Source organism: Paenibacillus lignilyticus (assembly GCF_017942085.1).
In the GTDB taxonomy this organism is placed as follows: Bacteria; Bacillota; Bacilli; order Paenibacillales; family Paenibacillaceae; genus Paenibacillus_Z; species Paenibacillus_Z lignilyticus.
In genome coordinates, this window is the sequence record NZ_JAGKSP010000025.1 from 12,410 (window position 1) to 34,273 (window position 21,864).

Below are 21,864 nucleotides of genomic sequence, written 5' to 3' on the forward strand. Positions count from 1 at the left end.
AGTGTCTGAGTTCCCAATGAAAGTTCCCTCATATGAGGGGAGAATTGGTCGATTTCCCGCGGATTTTGTGACTTTCCTCTGAACGCAAAAACACTGCCGGGCCATGAAGGCCGAGCAGTGTATCGCAGCGTCTGCGATTGCTTCGCTTACAGGTACTTAAGCGGGTTTTGCAATGCGCCGTTCTTATGAACTTCAAAGTGCAAATGCGTGCCGAAGGAGTGGCCGGTATTCCCCATAATGCCGATCCGTTGACCCTTCTCAACCGTCTGACCACGCTTGACGGAAATTTTGCTAAGATGGCCGTAAACTGTTTCATAGCCGTTATGGTGATTGATGATGATACAATTGCCAAGCCCCGGGCGTTGTCCGGTGAAGCTGACTGTACCGTTATCTGCTGCCATAATGTTTTTGTTGCCAACCATATCAACGCCGCGATGCAATGTTCCCCAACGTTGACCGAAGCTGCTGGTGAGACGCGCGCCGGTTACCGGCCAGCTGAAGCGGCCGCTGCCCTCGCTCAGTGTAACCTTCGTTCCTTTCATCACAATCGCCGGAACGGATGGCTTCAGAACGACTTCGCTGATCAGCTCTTCGCTCATCAAGTAACCATTCTGCTTCACCAATCGATACACCAATTGCTTCTTACCGCTTTGACCTTGGCGAATGACCTTCGACTGGCCTGCTTTCATATTGCTGTTCTTCTGAACGACCGTAGCCGGTTCTATGGATTCGGTTTCCGTCACATTCTCGACCGTTTCAACCGTCACTTGCGGCTGAAGCACCGTCAGATCAAGCACGTCTCCGACTTTAATCATATCGTCTTTAATCCATTTGTTGCGTTCATAGATGACCTGAGGCGAGATATCGAACTTGTGTGCGATACAGCCGACGCAGTCACCTTCTTGAACCGTATACGAAGTCGGTTTCACAGTCCCTTTAATTAGCTGCAAATAGAGCTGTTCGGGATCCGCGATGTCCGTAGGCTGAACTTCTGCTTCTTTAGTCGCAACCTTCTCGACAAATTTCACGGATTTCAAGGCCGATTTGGATTTCAAGCTGCCGTCAGCGGAGTAAGACAATGCCGTAACTTCCGCTTTGCCTGCTTTCACCTTCGGCGAATATTTACCTTCTACCCGTTTGAGCAGCGCAGTCGCCGTCGCCTTGTCCTTCACAACACCGATCCGCTTGCCGTCTACGATTAGCTCTACGCCTGTAGCATGTGAAGCAAGCAGTCCTTCAAGCTTCTGCAAAGTCGCTGCTGAATCCGGTTTGGCATTGTAAGCGCTTTTATCACTGTATGTGATCGTACCTGTGTCAAGCACCATATGTATGCCTGCGTTTTTCTCCTGCATCTGCTTCTCTTTGCTGCTGATCAACTCTTTAACCTGGGTCTCTGAGCCTACTTCTCCGATTAGCTTGCCATTATGATAAACTTCGACATAATCTACGGTGTGTGCTTGTACATAATGACTGCCGCTAAATCCTGCAATCGTCAATAAAGCTACTGCGCCTACCGCAAGAAATAGCGGCTTCTTGCTCAGTAATCGGTGTTTCGTACTGCCTTGCGTGCTATTTGGGTTGACGGTCCGAAAAGTCTGTCGGAATGAGTTCCATACCTTCCGGATTCGACCCCTCTCATTAAAAAAGGCCATGATCGTCTCCTTTTCGCGTTATGGTTCATAACTTTGATGGGATTCGACAATGTAAAACCTACATTGTCAGGCTACGGTTTCTACTTTATCATAACGCTGCATTCCGATTCAACCAAACGACCTTGGGCTTGACATTAATATTTGCTCAGAATTGCCAGCATTGCGTCGTATTCTGTCCGATCTAGGTACTGCGCCATGAGCTGTTGGACCTGGGTCAATTCCGCGTCTGTCAGCCCTTCTTCCATCAGATTCGATATGTTCTGCCATGCATCCTGAGGAAGCTTCGTCATCATCGTATTGAACAGCTTCTCTTTGTCAGCATCGCTGATTTGCGATTTCGCTGCATTGATTTCATCTGTCGTCATGGCAACCTCGTCATCCGTTGAAGATACAGCGCCGCTGCCCGCCTTCGTCCCGGTTCCGCCGCCGATATCGCTTAATTCGCCGCTCGGAGTCTGCTCAAAAGCATCCACCGACGCAGGAGAATCGCCGTCCGTTTTCGTATCATCCTTCGTACTCGATGTTTGCCCGTCGCCGCTGCCTGTTTTTACGTCCGCATCTTTGTCCTTCGGGGCCGAATCCGCCGAATTGCCTTTTTGCTTCACAACCGGGTCCGCTCCCCATAACCCGCCCCAAACTCCATTCAGCGCAAAAGGTTTCTGCTCGAGCGGCACATTAAACTGCTTCAGCAGCGTCTCCACATAACTGTTCACGATATAACCTGTCGTCCAGATGGATAGAAAACTGATCAGCAGTCCCGCTGCGATTGTTTTCGCCAGCCACCCTGTCATTTTCCACATGATAATCACCCTCCTATGCAAGGGCATTTTCGCCCATACTTCTTAGTATGGGCACGCAGCTTCGGAACCATTCATAGTGGCATCCCCTAAATTGGCAAAAAAAGAAGAGGACCGCGATTTCTCGCAGCCCTCTGGATCGATATTGATTAACCGTAGATCGGTACAACCGGATTCGTTTGCTCGCGGTTGCGTCCAACGGAGAAGATCGCAATTGGAATACCGGTAAGCTCGGATACCCGCTCCACATAGCGGCGCGTGTTCTCCGGCAGATCCGCCAGCGTCTTCGCGTTCGAGATATCTTCGCTCCAGCCCGGCAATTCCTCGTAAACCGCTTCGCACTCGGAGATCAGCTTCAAGCTCGCCGGGTAATGCGTAATGATTTCGCCGCGAAGTTTGTAGCCTGTGCAAATTTTAACCGTTTCAAGACCGGAAAGCACGTCAAGCGAGTTCAAGGACAGGCCCGTAATCCCGCTAACGCGGCGCGCATGGCGGACAACAACCGTGTCGAACCAGCCTACACGGCGTGGACGGCCGGTAACTGTACCGTACTCATGGCCTTTCTCGCGGATCCAATCCCCGATCTCATTATTGAGCTCTGTTGGGAATGGACCGTCACCAACACGCGTAGTATACGCTTTGGCAACGCCGATAACTTGTTGGATCTTCGAAGGTCCGACGCCGGAGCCGATACAAACCCCGCCGGCTGTCGGGTTCGAGGAAGTCACGTACGGATAAGTGCCTTGGTCGATATCAAGCATGACGCCTTGCGCGCCTTCGAACAGAATCCGTTTGCCTGCATCGATCGCATCGTTCAGCACAACGGAAGTGTCCGTTACGTAAGGACGAAGCGTTTCGGCATAACCCAGGTACTCGGCAAGAATGGCGTCAGCGTCAAGCTTCTCGCCGTTGTATACTTGCTCGATCACTTGGTTCTTCTCAACAATCATGCGGCGAAGCTTCGCTTCGAACTCTTCTGCATCAAGCAGGTCAGCGACGCGAATCCCGTTACGCGCTGCTTTGTCCATGTAGCAAGGGCCGATGCCTTTGCGAGTCGTTCCAATCTTGTTATCGCCTTTACGCTCTTCTTCAAGACCGTCAAGCACGAGGTGATACGGCATGATCAGATGAGCACGATCGCTGATTTTCAGATTCTCGGAAGAGAATCCATTGTCATGTATATAGTTAATTTCATCAATCAGTGCGGAGGGATTGATAACCATACCGTTACCGATGACGCACACTTTATTTTCGTTGAAAATGCCCGATGGAATCATCGTGAGCTTATATTTCTTGTTGCCGATCATAATCGTATGACCTGCGTTGTTTCCCCCCTGGTACCGGGCTACGACATCAGCACCGTCCGCCAGAAAGTCGGTGATTTTTCCTTTGCCTTCGTCTCCCCACTGGGTTCCGACTACAACTACCGTTGACATGGATATACCCCCATTACAAGTTTTGCGCGCGTTGCAAATAAACAACATAATAGCTACCAGCTTTAGACAGCATGATTAGTTTAGCAGTCTGCAGTGGTAAAGTCAACGAAAAGCGAACAATTGTAAGGTCGTATATCGCATTGTTCGGAATTTCGATAAATGTGGAACAGAACCCTCCCTTATTAGGAAGCGTGGCCCGGTTCTTGGTGCGATCGATCTAAACCAACGAATTTATTGAAGTTTTTCAAGAAGGCAAGCTCAACGGTTCCAACGGGACCGTTACGCTGTTTGGCTATGATGATCTCGATAATATTCTTCTTCTCGGATTCCTTATCATAGTAGTCGTCCCGGTATAGGAACGCTACAATATCGGCGTCTTGCTCGATCGATCCGGATTCCCGAAGGTCAGACATCATGGGACGCTTGTCCTGCCGCTGCTCAACGCCCCGGCTGAGCTGTGACAGTGCAATAACCGGCACTTCGAGCTCACGGGCGATCTGTTTCAGTGTACGGGAGATTTCGGATACTTCCTGTTGACGATTCTCGCCGGCTTTGCCGCGGCCTTGAATCAGCTGCAAATAGTCGATCAGAATCATCCCAAGCCCGCGCTCTTTTTTCAGTCGGCGGCACTTAGCTCGAATATCCGAAACGGTAATACCCGGCGTATCATCGATGTAAATTTGCGCTTCGGATAACGAACCAATCGCCATCGTTAGCTTTTCCCAATCGTCGCCTTCCAAATACCCGGTACGCAATCGGCCCGCATCCACGTTTGATTCCGCACAAATCATACGCTGTACCAGCTGGGCAGCCGACATCTCAAGACTGAAGATGGCGACTGTTTCCCGTGCCCGTACACCGACATTCTGTGCAATATTAAGTGCGAAAGCCGTCTTCCCTACGGAAGGCCGCGCAGCCACGATAATCAGGTCATTTCGCTGGAAGCCCGCGGTCATCTTGTCCAAGTCGGTAAACCCGGATGGAATGCCTGTGGAGCCGCCTTTATTCGAATATAAATGCTCCACTTTCTCGAATACTTCCATGAGCACGTCGCGAATGGAGATGAATCCGCTGCTTGAACGACGGTTTGACAGCTCCATGATGCGGGCTTCCGCTTCGCTAAGCATGGCTCCTACATCTTCGGCTGCGGCATAGCCGTCCGAAACGATGTTCGTCGCTGTCCGAATGAGACGGCGGAGCATCGATTTCTCTTCCACGATTTGCGCGTAGTAATCCACGTTAGCTGCTGTTGGAACCGCGTTACCCAGCTTGGCCAGGTAACTGACGCCGCCGATCTCCTCCAGCTGCTGTCGATCCTGTAAATAAGCAGTCAAGGTTACCAAGTCAATCGGCTGGCTCGCTTCACCAAGCTCCACCATCGCATCAAACAGCAGCTGATGCGACGGCAAGTAGAAGTCCTCACTGCGCAGCCGCTCCATTGCCGTTATTAACGCTTCCGTTTGCAATAAGACAGCACCAAGTACCGCTTGCTCTGCTTCCATATTCTGCGGCGGTATTCGGTCGAAATTCATCTCATTACTCATTGGTCCGCATGACTCCCCTTTTGATTGCTTTTATTCCTCCGTAGCATGTACACTCAGCTTCGCTTTCACTTCCGGATGCAGCTTTACCAATACTTGCGTAACGCCGAGCGTACGGATCGGCTCTTCCAGCTCGATTTTGCGTTTGTCGATTTTGACGCCTTGCGCCTCGAGCGACTCCGCAATTTGCTTGCTTGTGATGGCACCGAACAAACGACCGCCTTCGCCGGCTTTCGTTTTCACAACGATTTTCATCGCTTCCAGACGTTCCGCAAGCGCCTTTGCATCTTCTTTTTCTTTTTCCTTCTTCTTCTGCTCGGACGCCTTCTGAATATCAAGCGTCTTCAGGTTGCCATCGGAAGCCGGCTTTGCCAAATTCTTCGGAAATAGGAAGTTGCGCACGTACCCTTCCGACACCTCTTTAACCTCACCCTTCTTACCTTGCCCCTTCACATCTTGCAAAAAGATTACCTTCATTCGAATAACCCCTCTTCCTTATCGAGTTCTTGCAGCACCTGCTTGAGGCGCTGCGCTACTTCCACCACAGTTCCTTCTTGCTGAGCGGCGGCATTGGTTAAATGTCCGCCTCCACCCATGCGCTCCATGACCACTTGTACGTTCATATGGCCCAGTGAGCGGGCGCTGATGCCGATCAGACCGTCCGGCCGCTCTCCGATGACGAAGGATGCCAGCACGTCGGTCATATTAAGCAGCGTATCCGCCGTCTGCGCTATGAGCAGCTGCGAATACTGCCGGCCTTGCTCGGTCATCGCGATGGCAATATGCTCATAGACGATCTCAGCCTGCTTAATAATCTCTGCCTTCTTAATGTATTCGGCCAAGTCCTCTTTCAGCATCCGCTGAATCAAGGTCGAATCCGCCCCATTGCGGCGCAGGAACGATGCCGCTTCAAAAGTCCGCGAGCCGGTGCGAAGCGAGAAGCTCTTCGTGTCCACGGTAATCCCCGCGAGCAACGCCGTGGCTTCTCTGACATCCAGCAGCACGCGGTCGTTAATATATTGCAGAAGCTCTGTTATTAGTTCACAAGTCGAGGATGCGTACGGCTCCATGTAGACCAGGATCGCGTTCGAGATAAACTCTTCACCGCGTCTGTGATGATCGACGACCACGATTTTTTCCGTTTGCGTCAGCAGCTTCGGTTCTTTCACCATCGATGCTTTATGCGTATCGACGACCACGATAAGCGTATTGCCGTTAATCAGCTCTTTCGCTTGCTCGGGCGTAATAAATCGCTTGGCAATCCGCTCTTCTTCCCTCAGCATTTCCATCATTTTCTGAATCGAAGGGTTAACGCCCTCCAGCACGATGTACGCTTCTTTATTAAAGAGCATAGCAGCCTTCAGCACGCCAATGGAAGCGCCGATCGCATCCATATCCGGCATTTTATGCCCCATAATGACGACGCGGTCGCTGTCCTTGATCAAATCGCGCAGTGCATGCGCGACAACCCTCGCCCGAACACGGGTCCGCTTCTCAACGGCATTGGACTTCCCGCCATAGAATGACTGGCGCTGACCGACCTTCACCGCTGCCTGATCGCCGCCGCGTCCAAGTGCATAGTCAAGACTGATTTGCGCCCAGTGGCCGAGCTCCACGACGCTTTCGGCACCTGCGGCGAAGCCGATGCTGAGCGTCATCGGAATCTTATTCTCCGCGGTAATCTCCCGCACCTCATCGAGGATGACAAACCGTGACAGCTCCAGCTGCTTGAGCGTGCGCATGTCGGTAATAACCAAGTAGCGGTCGGAGGTGAGCCGTTTCAAATACACATGAAACTTATTCGCCCAGTCCGTAATTTCCGCAGTTGCCTTCGAAAGCAGCGTACTCCGCTGTTGATCGTCCATGCCTTGTGTAACCTCATCGAGGTTATCCATCATGACGATGCCAAGCGCCAGCTTCTCTTCCTCATACCGCTTAGCCAGCTGCCAGCGCTGCGTCATATCACGGATATAGAGCAGCCTCTCGTCGAAACGGAACTGCAGCTCATATACCGAGTTGCCGACATGCGCCTCTACTGTACCTTCGCGTTCTTTGGCCTGCGAGAGCGTAGGGAACAAATCTTCCAGGGAATCGCCGACAACAGACTCCCGCTCCAGCATGTGCGTGACAAACGCATTGTGCCATTCTACCGTTTTGTCTTCGTTATAAAGAATGATTCCGAACGGGAGATCGCTGATCACCTCATTACCGGCTTTCTTCACCCGATACGACAGCGTCCCCAGATAGACCTTCAAATCGCGGCGGAAGGCGCGCTCGGCCATAACCGAGTAGAAACCAACCGCGCCGCAGAGCAGTAGCCCCAACATGCCGAGCTTCCATTCATAGAAAGCAAGTGTGACCGTCAACAGAATCATAAGCACGAATGCCCACAGATGGTGCATGCCGTGCCAGCGGTTAATTAAAAACTTTGGCATCGTTTCATTCGCCTCCGTATCACGATTTCTTAAACGCTTTACGGATTGGGAAAGCTGCGTCAATGACCCCAATCAAGCTAAACGGTTGGAAAATCGCGACAACTACCGACAGAAGCACCGGGATCGCTTTGTTCCACTTGCGTTCATGCGCCAGGAAGAAGAAGAAACCCATCGCCTGAATGGAGAAAGCCATTTGCATGAGCGGCACTAAATTATGAAGCGTCACCGTCATGAACGATGAGCCCGTGTTCGGCGTAGCCATATCCGCTATGAGTACGACCAAGTAGTAAAACACAAAAATCCGCGGCAATCTCCACTCGCGCGCCGCTTGCAAATGCGAAATCGTTAGACCGCTTGAACGCAGAGCTGGCGCCGCAATCGCATGCGTGATAACCGCAAGCAGGAATGAAACGGTAATAAGCGCCATTGGAATGGAATGAATCAAGCTTTGTACATACGATTCCGTCACGGTTGCCGTCCACACACTCGGCATAATCCCTTGTTCCCTCAAATTGTCCACTGTTTTCGTAATCATTTCGCGAATTTCATTCATTAAGGAAAAATCGAATACGAGGTCAAACACAACCAGCTCCAGCAGAAGCTGGGCAAGCACCGTTAATACGGTAGCGGTTAAGACCTTCCGGGCAGGAGCCCCTTTTCGGTAGTAATGCCCCATAACAAGCGATGGAACTAAGAAAAACAGTCCAACGATTAAGGCAGGCAGTCCCATAATGATAACGCCAATTCCATATACGGCTGCCATATGCAGCGTAAATGCCCGCTTGGACAACGTCGTATAAAGGATAACCGTTGGTACCATTAATACTGCCGCAGCCAGCGCATTCAGAACGGGGACTGCTACCATGAGCAGTAGAATTAACGCCGAGAAGCTCCAAAGAATTGACTTTAAGCCGGTTTTCAAACCGTTCACCTCTTGCTGATTTACTAGTACAGAACTAATGATTTACTCCCCATTATATCATAAAACAATTCCGGCAACACAGGGGACCTTGTCCAGCAGCAGCGCAATCCCCCACCGCAAGAACGACAAAACGCCGTCCTCTGGGATCGAGGACGGCGTCTGATTTAGCCGGCTGCCATTTCTTTGCTGGCTTGTTTATGTTGATTTAAGATAATGGCTTCACAGTAGTCGATGATGTCGCTTCGGCGCACAATGCCGATAAAACGGTTCATGTCATCCACGACAGGCACAAAGTTCTGCACCTTCGCCAGTGAAATCAAATCCTCCATATTGGCATCAATTTGGACGGCCTTATTTGCCATGCGCATTTGCACATCCGACAGCTTCACTTTGTTCGTCTGATCAAAGCTCACTTGCGGGTTGTTCTTCATATACCACAGCAGATCGCCCTCAGTTAATGTGCCTGCATATCCGCCCTGATTGTCGAGTATCGGTACCGCCGTGTAGCGGTGATGCTCCATCTTCTCGAGTGTTTGACGCAGTGTTGCATCGAGCGTCAACCATACCACCTCTTGCTTAGGCAGCAGAAAAAAAGCAATATTCATGTTGATGTTCCCATTCCCTTCTACTTTGTCTTTCTTGTTCGTGAAGAGCTCCGGGCCTAGCTGCAGCTTGACGAGCTTGACGTGCGCCTTTGATGTCATCTCAGCGCCGCATTGCCGTTAATGCTTCTCTGATGCTGCTTTCGTTTGGGACGACAACGACTGCACAGGCTTCTGATCTTTAACCTGGTATTCCTCCGGAAGCGGCAGCTCTGCTTTCGTTTTCGCTGGATCCAGCCATGCCTTAATCAACTGTTGCGTTGCAGCTAAATCTTCTTCATCCGCAAAATAGTACCAAGCGCCGTGATTCACTTTACGATGTCCGTTGCCCTTCAACGTGTGACTGTAAATCGTGCGGTTGTCGCTTTGCAGCATGCTCTTCGCCAAATCAATCATATGCTGCGGAGTTAAATCGGTTGTGAAATTGTCACCCATAATTGAAATAAGTTCAGGAATCTTCGTCCACTGCTGGACATGCGAAGCTTTAGTCATGATTGCGTTTAAGAACTGCTGGTGACGTCCTGCACGGCTCGTATCGCCGCCTGCATCTTCACGGTACCGAACAAAGTTGAGCGCTTCAGTGCCATTGTAGAGCTCTTTACCGGCCTTAACAACGAACTTCTCGTGATCCGGGTCATCATTAACCAGATCTTCCGTAATCGGAAGTGCGATTCCGCCCATAGCGTCGATGACTTCGCGGAAGCCGGTAAAGTTAATTGTAGCATAATGATCGATGGTGTTGTTGAATAACCTTTCGACGGTTTCTACCGACATTTTCGCTCCGCCAAAAGCATAGGCATGCGTGATTTTATCTTCCCATTGATTACCTGATTTCGTTGTTTTCCCTACGATGTCGACATACGTGTCACGGGGAATGGAAACCATCAGAATAGCGCCGTCTTTCGGTCTGATAACGGTGTAGATCATCGTATCAGAGCGGCCTACCTCTTTATCCCGCTGATCAACGCCGAGCAGCAGCATGGAGAATGGTTCCTCCGGCTTATACGTTGTCTTTACGGGCTCATGGCCTTCCAGCGGCTGATACGAATTTTCGAGCCTGTCCTTAACCGATCCGGATAAGAACACATCAAAGCCCCACATCGCAAGCGCATTTCGATTAAAATAGCCGACTGTCCCCGCCAGTACTACGATAACGAGGATAGCTGCAAGCCACTTATACGTTCGTCGTGATTTTCTCGGTTGCATATTCGTTGTAACGCTCCATTCTCTACAAATCTATTTACACGTGGTTTCCTAATTTTAAACGATTATGTGGAGTCGAAAGTTACAAATGGTTAACGATTTTCCTTTGTCAATTCTGGTCATTTCAACCAAGCATAGTTTAGCCCAAGCTTGAATACATACCTACAAAGGGAGGGAGCGTCATTATGCAAGCACCGTTATTTGGACCTGATCCGTCATCGACCGGCATTGACCCTAAGATTGTCGGGTTGCTTTGTTATTTAGGCAGCTTTGTAACCGGCATCTTGTTTCTTGTCCTGGAGAAGCGAAGCCATTTCGTGAAATTCCATGCCATGCAATCGATCCTCATATCTGTCGTACTGGTTGTCATTAATATTGTGCTCGGCTTTATCCCGTTTATCGGCTGGCTGCTTGGCTTTTTACTTGCTCCGCTGTCATTTATATTATGGATTGCATTAATGCTCCTCGCCTTGCAGGGTAAAAGGTTTAAGCTTCCGATTATCGGCGATTATGCGGAGCAGCAAGCAAGTAAGTTTTAACGGGATCGATTTATACGCGCACAAAAAAAGGCAGCCGATTGGCTGCCTCTTCGTTACGTCCTATTCCGTTGTGTAAGGCAACAACGCTACTTGACGGGAGCGTTTGATCGCTACAGTCAGAAGACGTTGATACTTTGCACTTGTTCCAGTCACACGACGTGGCAAAATTTTGCCGCGCTCGCTGATAAATTTACGAAGCAGGTCCGTATCTTTATAGTCAATGTGCGTAATTTTGTTAGCTGTGAAGAAACATACTTTACGGCGTTTGTTACGGCCTTTACGACCGCCGAATTTGCGTTCTGGACGCTCGTCGCCACCATCTCTTTGCTTAAAGCTCATGTTCATCCGTCCTTTCAGTTAGAATGGCAAATCATCTTCCGATATATCGATCGGGCGTCCGTCATCTGAGAACGGATCACGACTATTGTTGTTCCTTGGTGTGCCTCCCGAACGGCCTCCACCCTGTGGATTACCACCGCTGGTGCCACCTTGTGAGTTGCCTCCACCGTAGTTACCGTTTCCGCTGCCATAACTTGCCGCACCCTCATCACGCGGACCATTCTCACGGTTACCGGATTCCAAGAAACGAACGTTATCGGCAATAATTTCAGTCACGTAGACCCGTTTGCCTTCGTTGTTCTCGTAATTCCGCACCTGGATACGGCCTTCAACCGCCGTTAGGCGGCCTTTGCGCAAGTAGTTCGCACAAGTTTCGGCGAGCTGACGCCAAGTAACGATCGGAATAAAATCCGCTTCCCTTTCGTTCTGACCACCGCTCGTAAACGGACGATCCACCGCAAGTGTAAATTGCGTTACCGCAACACCTGCCGGCGTATAGCGCATTTCAGGATCCTTTGTTAATCTACCGATGAGAATAACACGGTTCAACATCGTTTATCGCCTCCAATCGAAACATCCTTGCGTTGATGAGACTAAGCTACATCTTTAACAACTAAGAAACGGATAACTTCATCCGTAATTTTCATGACGCGGTCAAGTTCAGCAACAACTTCTGGAGTTGCGTTGAAATGTACCAGTACGTAGATACCGTCACGAATCTTGTTGATTTCATACGCAAGGCGGCGTTTACCGATCACGTCATGCTTTGTGACCTCTCCACCGTTTCCGATGATTGCTTGGAACTTGTCAGTCAAAGCTTGTACCGACTCTTGTTCCACATCCGGACGAATGATGTACATCACTTCGTATTTGCGCATATGTTTCACCTCCTCTTGGACTATGCGGCCCCCTTAAAAGGGAGCAAGGAGCGAGTTAATTTCTCGCATACCTGAATACTATACCAAACTTAGTCCCCTCTTGACAAGTATTGATTCAATCCATTCGCCTACCTCTTTCTTCCGTTCATGTTCCGCCCTCATTTGTTGCACACTAATGATCAGGACGGAATCTCTGCGTCGTCCTCATTTGTGCAACCGCACTGGAGGTGTAATTCATTAATGGGTGAATGGACAGAATTTCGAGAAGGCGACCGTGCGCCTAACGACGGGTTGTATATTGAAATCGGCGAAGCTTCTTTCCATATGGGCGTCAACAATCCGCAGAAGGTAAGATTGGCGAAAGGCGACAAGTTTCCGGCCCTTTCGAATAAGGATCGCAAGTGGAAACGAATGTACTGATTTTTCGCGAATGCTTGTATAGAAGAAAAACAACCTGCGCATTATAGTTGTGACGGTGTAAAGAGAGGTGTGGTTCCGTTGAACCCATGCATGTACGAACCTCAAGGAGATTTTGTCCACTCAGCATAGAAGCGGAGGGATGTGCCAAAGACCAGTGTCTGTAACACACGCACACCGACTAAAGACCGGTGAACCGAGGTTTCTTACGAAGAGCTTGTAGTGATGACTGTTTTCTAAATCAAACACCGTCGGAGAAGGGCTCGCGAGAGCCCTTTTTTCCATTGTGCCTGCAATACAAGAAAAAGCACTCTTGAGGACCCTGTTCCCCATTTTGCCTGCGACACAAGAAATAAGCGTTCCTGAGCACCCTTTTTCTCAGCATATTGCTAAGAATGTCCGGTTAACGAACGATGGCGTTATTACAGCGTCTCCTGCTCTTTCTGCTTTGGAGACTTTGGGTGAACAAGCATCTATCTCGCTTTACAATTAACCTTTGTATGCAAACAAAAAAACGACCCGCCCGGGTCGTTGATTGATTAAAATATGGCGGAGAGGGTGGGATTCGAACCCACGCACGCTTTGACACGCCTAACTGATTTCGAGTCAGCCCCCTTGGGCCTCTTGGGTACCTCTCCATAAAGGTGAATCAGCAGAACAGAATTTATCTTACCACGGGGCTCGTCCAAATGCAAGCATTAATTGCTTGATGTTCCATTGGCGCTTTCGCCCTCATTCGAGCCCTCATCTGCTTTCGAACGGAGTACTTTTTTCAAGTTTTTCTCGAACTTCGCACGTGGTATGAGAACGCTATGTTTGCAGCCTACGCATTTGATTCGGATATCCATCCCCATGCGAATGATCTCCATCTCATTTGTTCCACATGGATGCTGCTTCTTCATTTGTACAACATCGCCCAGTTCAAACTGCTTCCTCTCCATAACAGTCCGCCCCTTTCCCCTAAAGCTGTTTCTATTTCCACTCTCTATCGTATCCCTTTAAGCCTCATAACTCAATGGGCTCGTACCGATCCTCAACCTGTTTAAATATTCCCCTAATCTCAACATTCTCTTGGTTGATGACATCCTTCACGACTAGCAGATCACTCTCCGGAAAATGAATGGATAGTGCGCAGCCCGCAGTAATTTGCTTCGGCGTTGGACAGATATCTATTTCAATATCCGCATATTCTAATAGCATTTCCGCCCGCAGAGCCTGCTGGGTGGAGTCAAAGGCAATAAGCATGCGTTTGCGCCTCCTGATTGTTTTATTGCAGGTTCCTCAGTTAAACAAGTATAAAATGGTTGTCCCATCCATATACTAGTAACCAAGTGATAACAACTGTTTCTCTATCGATAGGTTGTAGGAATTCATAGAGTTGGCGGGAGGATAATCTATGAAATTGCCGGGAATGAAAGAAACACCGCTCAAAGTACCGTACACAGAACCCAACATTACAGGACTTCTGATGAACCGCATCACGTACCTTTTGGACAACGTCCCTTCTGATCGTAGGCTTGTTGTTGTATGTGTAGGTACTGATCGTTCCACAGGCGATTCGCTCGGTCCTCTTGTCGGCACTTCTCTAAGCAAATATCGGAGCCCTTTCTTCGATCTTTATGGCACCCTGGAGGAACCTGTTCATGCGATGAACTTGGACGAAACACTGATCGACATCAACAAGTTTGTCCGTAAGCCTTTTGTCATTGGTATTGATGCCTGCTTAGGTCAAGCCGCAAGCGTCGGCTGTATTCAAGTCGGCTCTGGTCCTGTCCGTCCGGGTGCCGGTGTTAATAAAGATCTGCCGCCTGTCGGTGACATCCACATTACAGGCATCGTAAATGTCGGTGGATTTATGGAGTATTTTGTTTTGCAAAACACTCGGCTTCATCTTGTTATGCGTATGTCTGATATTATTGCACACAGCCTGTTCTTATCCATCATGAAATGCGTACGCCCTACTTCGATTCCCGCTGCAACGCAAGACTGATGGCTTCTTTCTCTTCCGGGGTCAGCGGATACTTCGATTGCCCTTCTTGCACCGGCTTGGCGTACACGAAGGTATTCTCTCGGCCGTGAATGCCGCTAAGTACCATTCCGTCCTCAGTATCATCAATCACTGCTATTGAGAAACTCAAGTCATTCCCTCGTTCAGCAAAAGCGTTGTAACGATGGATACCGATGTTGCCCTTCTTCTTCTTCAGTGTATCATTCAGCGTATGGACGCTTTGCTTCAGCTTGTTCTGTCCTTCTTCCTGCGTACTTAGGCGCTGTTTCAGCTCTAAGATGACGCTTTCCAGCTCTTCGACCCCTGCACCGCTCATAAACTGCGTGTAACTTTTACGCAGTCGTTTCAATTTGCTTCCGATAACAAAACTGCGCACCAACAATATCAAAACAGCAACAAGCAGTCCAATCGTTATCCAATCAGACGGTCTCTCAATCAGTTCATTCATGATGTCTTACTCTCCCCCGTTTAAAGCACATTAACTGTAGTGCTGCTTGATTTCCTTCACAGCCGCTATAAGCGCATCAACCTCTTGTTTTGTTGTGAAGCATCCCACGCTTGCGCGTATTGCCCCTGTATCCTTCGTCCCTGCAATTTCATGTGCGAGTGGAGTGCAATGGAACCCTGTGCGAACAGCGATTTGATAATGCTGATCCAGAATAAATCCAATTTCGGATGGATCTGCTCCCGGCAAAACGAAGGACACGATTCCGGTCCGGGGTTTACCGAGCTCCGGGCCAAGGATATGAACTCCGTTCAACTCATAAAGTCCCTCCATCAATTGCTGTGTCAGCATCCATTCTCTAGTATGGATGTTTTGCACCGTCTCATGCAGAATATGCTGCACCCCGGCCTTCAGCCCATTTATTCCAGCTGCATTTTGAGTGCCCGCTTCATACCTGTCTGGACGAACCGTTGGCTGCTCTATCGCCTCCGACTGACTGCCCGTACCACCGTGCAGGAGAGGCTCCAGTTCCACGTTGGGGTGAATATACAACCCACCTGTCCCTTGCGGCCCCAGCAGCCCTTTATGGCCCGGAAACGCGAGCATATCAACCCCCATCTGCTCCACGTTTATTTCCAATAACCCCGCCGTTTGCGCAGCATCGACAAGCAGCTTTATTCCGTGTTTACGTGTAATCTCTCCAATATCAGCAACAGGCAGAATGGATCCCAATAAATTCGAACTATGGTTCACAATAACTAGCTTTGTGTTAGGTTGTATGGCAGTCTCAATTTGCTTCGCATCCAGTTCCCCTGCTTCATTGGGTTCGACGTAACTAACCTCAATACCGATTACTCGCTTGAGGTATTCTAAAGGTCTGCGTACGGAATTATGTTCGACTGCAGTGGCGATTACATGATCACTTTTATTCAGCATTCCTTTTATTGCAGTGTTAAGTGCCATGGTTGTGTTTAATGCAAATGCGATATCATTGGGATTGGATATCGCGAACAGCTTTGCCAACACTTTTCTCGTGTTGAACAAAATCCGGCTTGCCCGAACAGCCATCGCATGGCTGCCTCTTCCGGGGTTCGCACCATCTCGTTCCATCGCTTCCACCACAGCTTCAATTACACTGGCCGGTTTAGGCCATGACGTTGCCGCATGATCGAGATAAATTAATCCCTTATCCGTTTTCTGCTGCATTCTTACCCCTCCTCTTGCCAACAAAGCGAAATACCTTTTAATGCTAACAATAGCATACTCGATTGGCACCCCTACTTCAAACGGGGATTCCCAATCGAGTATGCTATTTGAGTTTTAGTATTAAGATAACTGTTGCAGCAATTCCAATAGGCGTTCTAAATCCTGTTTATTGTAATAGAGGAGTTCGATGCGCCCTTTATCCTTCTGCTGTTTAATCTTCACCGTTGTCTTGAATTGTTCGCGCAGCGTTTCTTCCAGCTGATCAATATAAGGATCACGTTTTTTGGAAGATTGCGATTTCGGTTTCTCAGCCGTTGGCTGATCCAAGTTTTTAATCGCTTCTTCTAATTGACGAACGCTCCACTCATTTGTAATGGTCAACTCAGCAAGTTCCTTTTTGCGTGCATCTTCCTTCACACCCACAATTGCCCTTGCATGCCCCATTGAAATTGTTCCACGTGAAACATTATCTTTGATTTGTTCCGGCAATGACAACAAACGCAGGAAGTTTGCGATGTGCGATCTCGATTTACCTACCTTCATGGAAAGCTCTTCTTGTGTTAAATCGAATTTGTCCATGAGCGCTTGGTAAGCAATTGCGAGCTCCATAGCATTGAGATCTTCACGTTGTAGATTCTCAATCAGCGCAATCTCCATTACTTGTTGGTCGGAGAAGTTGCGAATTACTGCAGGTATAGTTGTGTTGCCACATAGCTGCGATGCACGGAACCGTCGTTCGCCGGCGATGATTTCATACCCTTTAAGTACGGTGCGAACAATGATCGGTTGAATGACGCCATGCTGTTTGATCGATTCGGCGAGTTCTTTAATCGCATCATCATCAAACGTTTTTCGCGGTTGATACGGATTCGGACGAAGCTGTGTTAACGAAACTTCTACAACTTTATCATCTTCGCTTACAGATAGCGATGGGATAAGCGCATCAAGTCCTCTACCTAGCCGCTTGCTCATACATAATCACTTCCTTCGCGAGTTCAAGATACACCTCTGCCCCTTTGGATCTTGGATCGTAAGTTATGATAGATTGTCCGTGTGAAGGAGCTTCGCTTAAACGAACGTTTCTTGGGATAATCGTTTGGTACACTTTTTGTTGGAAGTACTTCTTCACTTCTTCGATTACTTGAATGCCTAGGTTAGTCCTAGCATCAAACATCGTAAGTAAAACACCTTCTATTTGAAGCGTAGTGTTCAGATGCTTCTGAACCAGACGTACTGTATTTAAGAGCTGGCTCAAGCCCTCCAGCGCGTAATATTCACATTGAATAGGGATAATAACAGAATCAGATGCAGTTAAAGAGTTAATCGTTAGAATACCCAATGATGGCGGGCAGTCAATAAGGATGTAATCATACTGGTTCTTAACCAGGGCAAGTGACTTCTTCAAGCGCTGCTCGCGAGAAATCGTTGGAACAAGCTCTATCTCCGCACCGGCCAACTGAATCGTAGCTGGTATTATATTAAGTCCTTCAATATTAGTAGAACAAGTAGCATCTTTAGGGTGAACATCATTAATAAGCACATCGTAAATACAATGTGCGACGTCTGCTTTGTTAATTCCAATTCCGCTCGTCGTATTGCCTTGCGGGTCAATATCTACGAGCAATACTTTCTTGCCAAGCGACGCCAGACATGCACCCAGATTAACGGACGTGGTCGTTTTTCCGACACCGCCCTTCTGGTTCGTTATTGCTATCGTTTTAGACAAACCGTTCACCTCTATGCTGATTACTTTATTGATGCCATATGAAACGATTAAATGACGATGCCGTCCCTAGTTCGGACGGCTGTTTGAATCGTTATTATCGTTTCGGAATTTTGATTACGATTTCGTAATGATCCTCGTAATCTTGTTCGTTGGTCTTAATTTGCAAGCCCGATCCCGAAACCATATCAATAGATTGTCTTATTGTATTAAGCGCCAGACGTACATCCTTCGTAAAGGAAACCCGCTTCGGCTTTTTCGTTTTAGTAGCCTCTTTATAGAACGCCACTCGAGCTTCCGTTTGTTTCACGTTTAGCTCTTTCGTAACAATGTCATCCAGCACTTTCAGCTGCAGCTCTTCCGTATCAAGCGATAACAATGCTCTTGCATGACGCTCCGTGATTTTACGTTCCATCAGTGCATTCTTAATTGTATCACCGAGACCAAGAAGTCTGATCTTGTTGGCAATCGTGGATTGGCTCTTGCCCAAACGCTGAGCTAAGCTTTCTTGCGTAAGATTGTGTAGATCAATAAGCTTCTGATACGCGACCGCTTCCTCGATGGAAGTGAGACCTTCACGTTGAAGGTTCTCAATCAGGGCAATTGAAGCGGCTTGAGAATCGTTAAATTCCCGAATGATAGCCGGAATTGTCTCAAGACCGAGCTTTTTAACTGCACGATAGCGCCGTTCGCCTGCGATGATTTCATATCTGCCACCACGCACCCTGACTACGATCGGCTGAATGACGCCGTGTGTGCGGATGGTTTGACTGAGTTCATCAATTCGATCATCGTCGAAAACAGTCCGCGGTTGATAAGGACTTGTATCTACATCCTCAATCGGGAGCTGCTTCACTTCATCTTGACTTACACTTTTGGAGTCACTCAATCCAAATAAACGAGAGAACTGTTCTTTCATATCGTCAACTACCACCCGATTTCAAAGTGCCGAGTATTGTCGTTCCTACTATAATTCGCCGGCTGTAAGTTGATTTCCTGCTTGACAGACATTTATTATCGAAACAATTGTGTCCGCCAACAAAATGTTCCACGTGAAACAAAATCAATCCATTATCACTATATAATAGGTTGTTTCAGAGGTAAACCTGCTTTTCTTGGATACTTCACTGGTGTAGCGCTAAGTTTCTCCATCAGGAGAATGTGACGATCCGATTGCTCGAAAGGCAGCTTTAAATGTTCAACAGAAGTAAGCTTCGCTTTGAGCTCGGTCATACTGCGTTTGGATTCATTCAATTCCTCAGCAGGATCAGAACCCTTCATTGCAGCGAACACCCCACCTTTGCGTGCAAATGGGAGACATAACTCATTTAAGCCACTAAGCCGTGCAACCGCTCTAGCGGTGACAACATCATAAGCGTCACGATGATTAGCCAGGTGCGCAATATCCTCCGCACGACCATGAACGCATTGCACGTTCTGAAGCTGAAGAGTTTGCACAACATGCTGTAAAAATTGAATTCGTTTGTTTAACGAATCTATAATCGTAATTTTAAGATGAGGGAAACAAATTTTCAATGGTAGGCTTGGAAATCCGGCACCTGACCCAATATCGGCCAATGATGATACTTTGTCCATTTTCACAAAGAAAGAGAGAGTCACGGAATCGTAGAAATGTTTCTCATACACCGCTTCTCTCTCCGTAATGCCTGTTAAATTCATTTTTTCATTCCATTCCACAAGCAGTTCATAATACGTTTGAAACTGCTCCAGCTGGAGCGGCGAAAGCGCCACTCCATGCTTTTGCAATAATTCAGTGAACCAAGTTTCGGTAGCGTTCATGGTTACCCCCGTGCTGCAACAACCTTATTGTAGTGTTCTAAATAAACGAGAAGAATAGAGATGTCAGCCGGCGTTACACCGCCAATGCGTGATGCTTGCCCTATCGACAACGGACGAATGTTGGACAAGTTTGTTTTCGCTTCCTTGGAGAGATTGTTGACAGCCATATAATCAATATCGTCAGGAATGCGTTTCTTCTCCATCTTAGCAAGGCGCTCAACTTGTTGCTGCTGTTTCTCAATATATCCTGCGTACTTAATTTGAATTTCAACTTGCTCTTTCATATCATCTGTAAGCACTTCAGGGGATGGAGACAGTCGATCAATGATGTCGTAGGAAACTTCCGGACGTCTTAACAAGGAAAGTCCGTCTGTTGTCTGTTGAATCGGAGTCGATTGTGCTTCCTCCAGCAATTGCAGCGTTAATTCGTCAGGACGAATCTTAACGGATTTCAAACGCTCAATTTCTTGCTCCACCAACAGCTTCTTCTGTGTAAACTTCTGATAACGCGTTTCCGAAATCAAGCCAATCTCATACCCCGTTGGCGTCAAACGCATATCAGCATTGTCATGTCTCAACAACAACCGATATTCCGCACGCGAAGTTAAAAGGCGATACGGCTCTGTAGTTCCCTTCGTCACTAAATCATCTATGAGCACGCCGATATAACCTTGCGAACGATCGATGATAACAGGCGGTTTCCCTTGTGCTTTACGCGCAGCGTTAATCCCAGCCATAACGCCTTGTCCTGCCGCTTCCTCATAACCGGATGTTCCGTTAATTTGTCCAGCTGTGAACAACCCCGGAACAACCTTCGTTTCAAGAGATGGCCACAGCTGTGTTGGAACGACGGCGTCATACTCGATCGCATAACCCGTGCGCATCATCTCAACTTTTTCCAAACCTGGAATAGAACGGAGAATGCTTAGCTGCACATCCTCAGGCATACTTGTGGAGAGTCCTTGCACATAGTACTCCGACGTGTTTTTTCCTTCCGGTTCCAAGAAGATCTGATGCTTCGGTTTATCGGCGAAGCGTACGATTTTATCTTCAATAGATGGGCAATATCGTGGACCTGTTCCCTCAATGGCACCGGAGAACATAGGAGCACGATGAAGATTATCGTTAATAATCTTATGTGTTTCCTCCGAAGTATACGTCAGCCAGCAAGGCAGCTGCTCATTATCGGAGTACTCCGTTTCGTACGAGAAAAATTTCGGTTTCTCGTCACCGGGTTGAATCTCGGTTTTGGAGAAATCAATCGTATCCTTATGCACGCGAGGCGGCGTTCCCGTTTTGAAACGCACAAGCTGCAGACCAAGCGAGCGCAAGCTTTCGGACAGTTTAACGGAAGGCTGCTGATTGTTCGGCCCGCTCTCGTACATCAGCTCACCCATAATCACTTTCCCGCGCAGATAAGTGCCCGTCGTCACGACAACGGTTTTTGACCGATACTCTGCACCGGTCTTCGTAATAATACCTACACAAGCGCCATCCTCAATAATGAGTTCCTCCGCCATTCCTTGGCGAAGCGTCAGATGATCGGTTTCTTCTATCGTTTGTTTCATGAAGTGCTGATAAAGGAATTTATCCGCTTGCGCGCGCAGCGCGTGAACAGCCGGGCCTTTACCCGTATTAAGCATCCTCATTTGAATAAACGTTTTATCGATGTTGCGTCCCATTTCTCCGCCAAGCGCATCAATTTCACGCACGACATGGCCCTTTGCCGGTCCGCCGATCGACGGATTGCATGGCATGAAAGCCACCATATCCAAGTTAATCGTAAGCAACAGCGTCTCGCAACCCATTCGCGCAGCAGCAAGTGCAGCTTCTACACCAGCATGACCGGCACCGACCACAATGACATCAAAATCCCCTGCATGATATCCCATTACTTTATCCCTCCTTGCCATTACAACTA

At 48.4% G+C, this 21,864-nt stretch carries 24 protein-coding genes and 1 tRNA gene; 3 read left to right on the forward strand and 22 right to left on the reverse strand.

Translation table 11 applies throughout. The features are described 5' to 3' along the window. Positions 1-146 precede the first annotated feature (146 nt). From I8J30_RS29720 to I8J30_RS29760, 9 genes are all read right to left on the reverse strand, one after another. Complete coding sequence (locus I8J30_RS29720; protein ID WP_210664061.1) at positions 147-1,652, reverse strand: M23 family metallopeptidase; 1,506 nt, start codon at positions 1,650-1,652, stop codon at positions 147-149. A 134-nt stretch (positions 1,653-1,786) separates the two neighbouring features. Beyond that, on the reverse strand, positions 1,787-2,452 hold the full coding sequence (locus I8J30_RS29725; RefSeq protein WP_210664062.1) for a hypothetical protein: 666 nt from the start codon (positions 2,450-2,452) through the stop codon (positions 1,787-1,789). Between the two features lie 146 nt (positions 2,453-2,598). After that, positions 2,599-3,885 (reverse strand): adenylosuccinate synthase, encoded by a 1,287-nt coding sequence (locus I8J30_RS29730; protein ID WP_210664063.1) that lies wholly within the window; start codon positions 3,883-3,885, stop codon positions 2,599-2,601. A 182-nt stretch (positions 3,886-4,067) separates the two neighbouring features. Further along, positions 4,068-5,429 carry a replicative DNA helicase gene (gene dnaB / locus I8J30_RS29735; protein ID WP_091224682.1) on the reverse strand — a complete coding sequence of 454 codons (1,362 nt, stop codon included), beginning with the start codon at positions 5,427-5,429 and terminating at the stop codon, positions 4,068-4,070. A gap of 30 nt (positions 5,430-5,459) precedes the next feature. Then, positions 5,460-5,903 (reverse strand): 50S ribosomal protein L9, encoded by a 444-nt coding sequence (gene rplI / locus I8J30_RS29740; RefSeq protein ID WP_091224681.1) that lies wholly within the window; start codon positions 5,901-5,903, stop codon positions 5,460-5,462. After that, the gene (locus tag I8J30_RS29745) at positions 5,900-7,861 is read right to left on the reverse strand and encodes a DHH family phosphoesterase (RefSeq protein ID WP_210664064.1); all 1,962 of its coding nucleotides are present in this window, start codon (positions 7,859-7,861) and stop codon (positions 5,900-5,902) included. Before I8J30_RS29745 ends, rplI begins: the two co-directional genes overlap by 4 nt. A 19-nt stretch (positions 7,862-7,880) precedes the next feature. Continuing rightward, positions 7,881-8,783: a DUF2232 domain-containing protein gene (locus I8J30_RS29750; RefSeq protein WP_240548483.1), complete on the reverse strand. Its 903-nt coding sequence runs from the start codon at positions 8,781-8,783 to the stop codon at positions 7,881-7,883. Between the two features lie 164 nt (positions 8,784-8,947). Further along, entirely contained in the window at positions 8,948-9,388 is a 441-nt protein-coding gene (locus I8J30_RS29755; protein WP_210664086.1) for a CBS domain-containing protein, read from the reverse strand. Between the two features lie 117 nt (positions 9,389-9,505). After that, on the reverse strand, positions 9,506-10,591 hold the full coding sequence (locus I8J30_RS29760) for an LCP family protein (RefSeq protein ID WP_210664066.1): 1,086 nt from the start codon (positions 10,589-10,591) through the stop codon (positions 9,506-9,508). Positions 10,592-10,773: 182 nt separating this feature from the next. On the opposite strand from I8J30_RS29760, the gene I8J30_RS29765 reads away from it, so the two are divergent. Then, positions 10,774-11,127, forward strand: coding sequence for a DUF4870 domain-containing protein (locus I8J30_RS29765; protein WP_210664067.1), 354 nt, complete (start codon positions 10,774-10,776; stop codon positions 11,125-11,127). Between the two features lie 60 nt (positions 11,128-11,187). On the opposite strand, the gene rpsR is transcribed toward I8J30_RS29765, so the two are convergent. Genes rpsR through rpsF form a run of 3 tightly spaced genes read right to left on the reverse strand, consistent with a single transcriptional unit; the run spans position 11,188 to position 12,344 of the window. Continuing rightward, a complete protein-coding gene (gene rpsR, locus I8J30_RS29770; protein WP_090574546.1) occupies positions 11,188-11,466 on the reverse strand; it encodes a 30S ribosomal protein S18 in 279 nt (92 codons plus the stop codon). Positions 11,467-11,484: 18 nt separating this feature from the next. Beyond that, complete coding sequence (locus I8J30_RS29775) at positions 11,485-12,018, reverse strand: single-stranded DNA-binding protein (RefSeq protein ID WP_091224676.1); 534 nt, start codon at positions 12,016-12,018, stop codon at positions 11,485-11,487. A 41-nt stretch (positions 12,019-12,059) separates the two neighbouring features. After that, the gene (gene rpsF / locus I8J30_RS29780) at positions 12,060-12,344 is read right to left on the reverse strand and encodes a 30S ribosomal protein S6 (RefSeq protein ID WP_210664068.1); all 285 of its coding nucleotides are present in this window, start codon (positions 12,342-12,344) and stop codon (positions 12,060-12,062) included. Between the two features lie 240 nt (positions 12,345-12,584). Between rpsF and I8J30_RS29785 the strand changes: the two genes are divergently transcribed. Next, entirely contained in the window at positions 12,585-12,764 is a 180-nt protein-coding gene (locus I8J30_RS29785) for a YjzC family protein (protein ID WP_091224674.1), read from the forward strand. A gap of 544 nt (positions 12,765-13,308) precedes the next feature. Here the strand turns inward: I8J30_RS29785 and I8J30_RS29790 are convergent. The 3 genes from I8J30_RS29790 to I8J30_RS29800 all read right to left on the reverse strand — a co-directional run bounded on the left by I8J30_RS29790 (position 13,309) and on the right by I8J30_RS29800 (position 14,006). After that, positions 13,309-13,399, reverse strand: a tRNA-Ser gene (locus tag I8J30_RS29790). Between the two features lie 60 nt (positions 13,400-13,459). Then, positions 13,460-13,702 carry a DUF951 domain-containing protein gene (locus tag I8J30_RS29795; protein ID WP_210664069.1) on the reverse strand — a complete coding sequence of 81 codons (243 nt, stop codon included), beginning with the start codon at positions 13,700-13,702 and terminating at the stop codon, positions 13,460-13,462. Positions 13,703-13,766: 64 nt separating this feature from the next. After that, entirely contained in the window at positions 13,767-14,006 is a 240-nt protein-coding gene (locus I8J30_RS29800; RefSeq protein WP_091224672.1) for a putative Se/S carrier protein, read from the reverse strand. 151 nt (positions 14,007-14,157) lie between these two features. Here I8J30_RS29800 and yyaC point away from each other — a divergent pair, with 151 nt between their 5' ends. Next, positions 14,158-14,751 carry a spore protease YyaC gene (yyaC, locus tag I8J30_RS29805; protein ID WP_210664070.1) on the forward strand — a complete coding sequence of 198 codons (594 nt, stop codon included), beginning with the start codon at positions 14,158-14,160 and terminating at the stop codon, positions 14,749-14,751. Here the strand turns inward: yyaC and I8J30_RS29810 are convergent. From I8J30_RS29810 to mnmG, 7 genes are all read right to left on the reverse strand, one after another. Next, positions 14,720-15,217, reverse strand: coding sequence for a DUF4446 family protein (locus I8J30_RS29810; RefSeq protein ID WP_210664071.1), 498 nt, complete (start codon positions 15,215-15,217; stop codon positions 14,720-14,722). The genes yyaC and I8J30_RS29810 overlap by 32 nt on opposite strands. A gap of 30 nt (positions 15,218-15,247) precedes the next feature. Continuing rightward, a complete protein-coding gene (locus tag I8J30_RS29815) occupies positions 15,248-16,420 on the reverse strand; it encodes an aminotransferase class V-fold PLP-dependent enzyme (RefSeq protein ID WP_210664072.1) in 1,173 nt (390 codons plus the stop codon). A 120-nt stretch (positions 16,421-16,540) separates the two neighbouring features. Next, complete coding sequence (locus tag I8J30_RS29820; protein ID WP_210664073.1) at positions 16,541-17,392, reverse strand: ParB/RepB/Spo0J family partition protein; 852 nt, start codon at positions 17,390-17,392, stop codon at positions 16,541-16,543. Continuing rightward, complete coding sequence (locus tag I8J30_RS29825; protein WP_091224667.1) at positions 17,373-18,146, reverse strand: ParA family protein; 774 nt, start codon at positions 18,144-18,146, stop codon at positions 17,373-17,375. Before I8J30_RS29825 ends, I8J30_RS29820 begins: the two co-directional genes overlap by 20 nt. Before the next feature lie 94 nt (positions 18,147-18,240). Beyond that, positions 18,241-19,062 (reverse strand): nucleoid occlusion protein, encoded by an 822-nt coding sequence (noc, locus tag I8J30_RS29830; protein ID WP_091224666.1) that lies wholly within the window; start codon positions 19,060-19,062, stop codon positions 18,241-18,243. 158 nt (positions 19,063-19,220) lie between these two features. Next, positions 19,221-19,943 carry a 16S rRNA (guanine(527)-N(7))-methyltransferase RsmG gene (gene rsmG / locus I8J30_RS29835; protein ID WP_210664074.1) on the reverse strand — a complete coding sequence of 241 codons (723 nt, stop codon included), beginning with the start codon at positions 19,941-19,943 and terminating at the stop codon, positions 19,221-19,223. A gap of 2 nt (positions 19,944-19,945) precedes the next feature. After that, positions 19,946-21,835 carry a tRNA uridine-5-carboxymethylaminomethyl(34) synthesis enzyme MnmG gene (mnmG, locus tag I8J30_RS29840; protein WP_210664075.1) on the reverse strand — a complete coding sequence of 630 codons (1,890 nt, stop codon included), beginning with the start codon at positions 21,833-21,835 and terminating at the stop codon, positions 19,946-19,948. Positions 21,836-21,864: the final 29 nt, after the last annotated feature.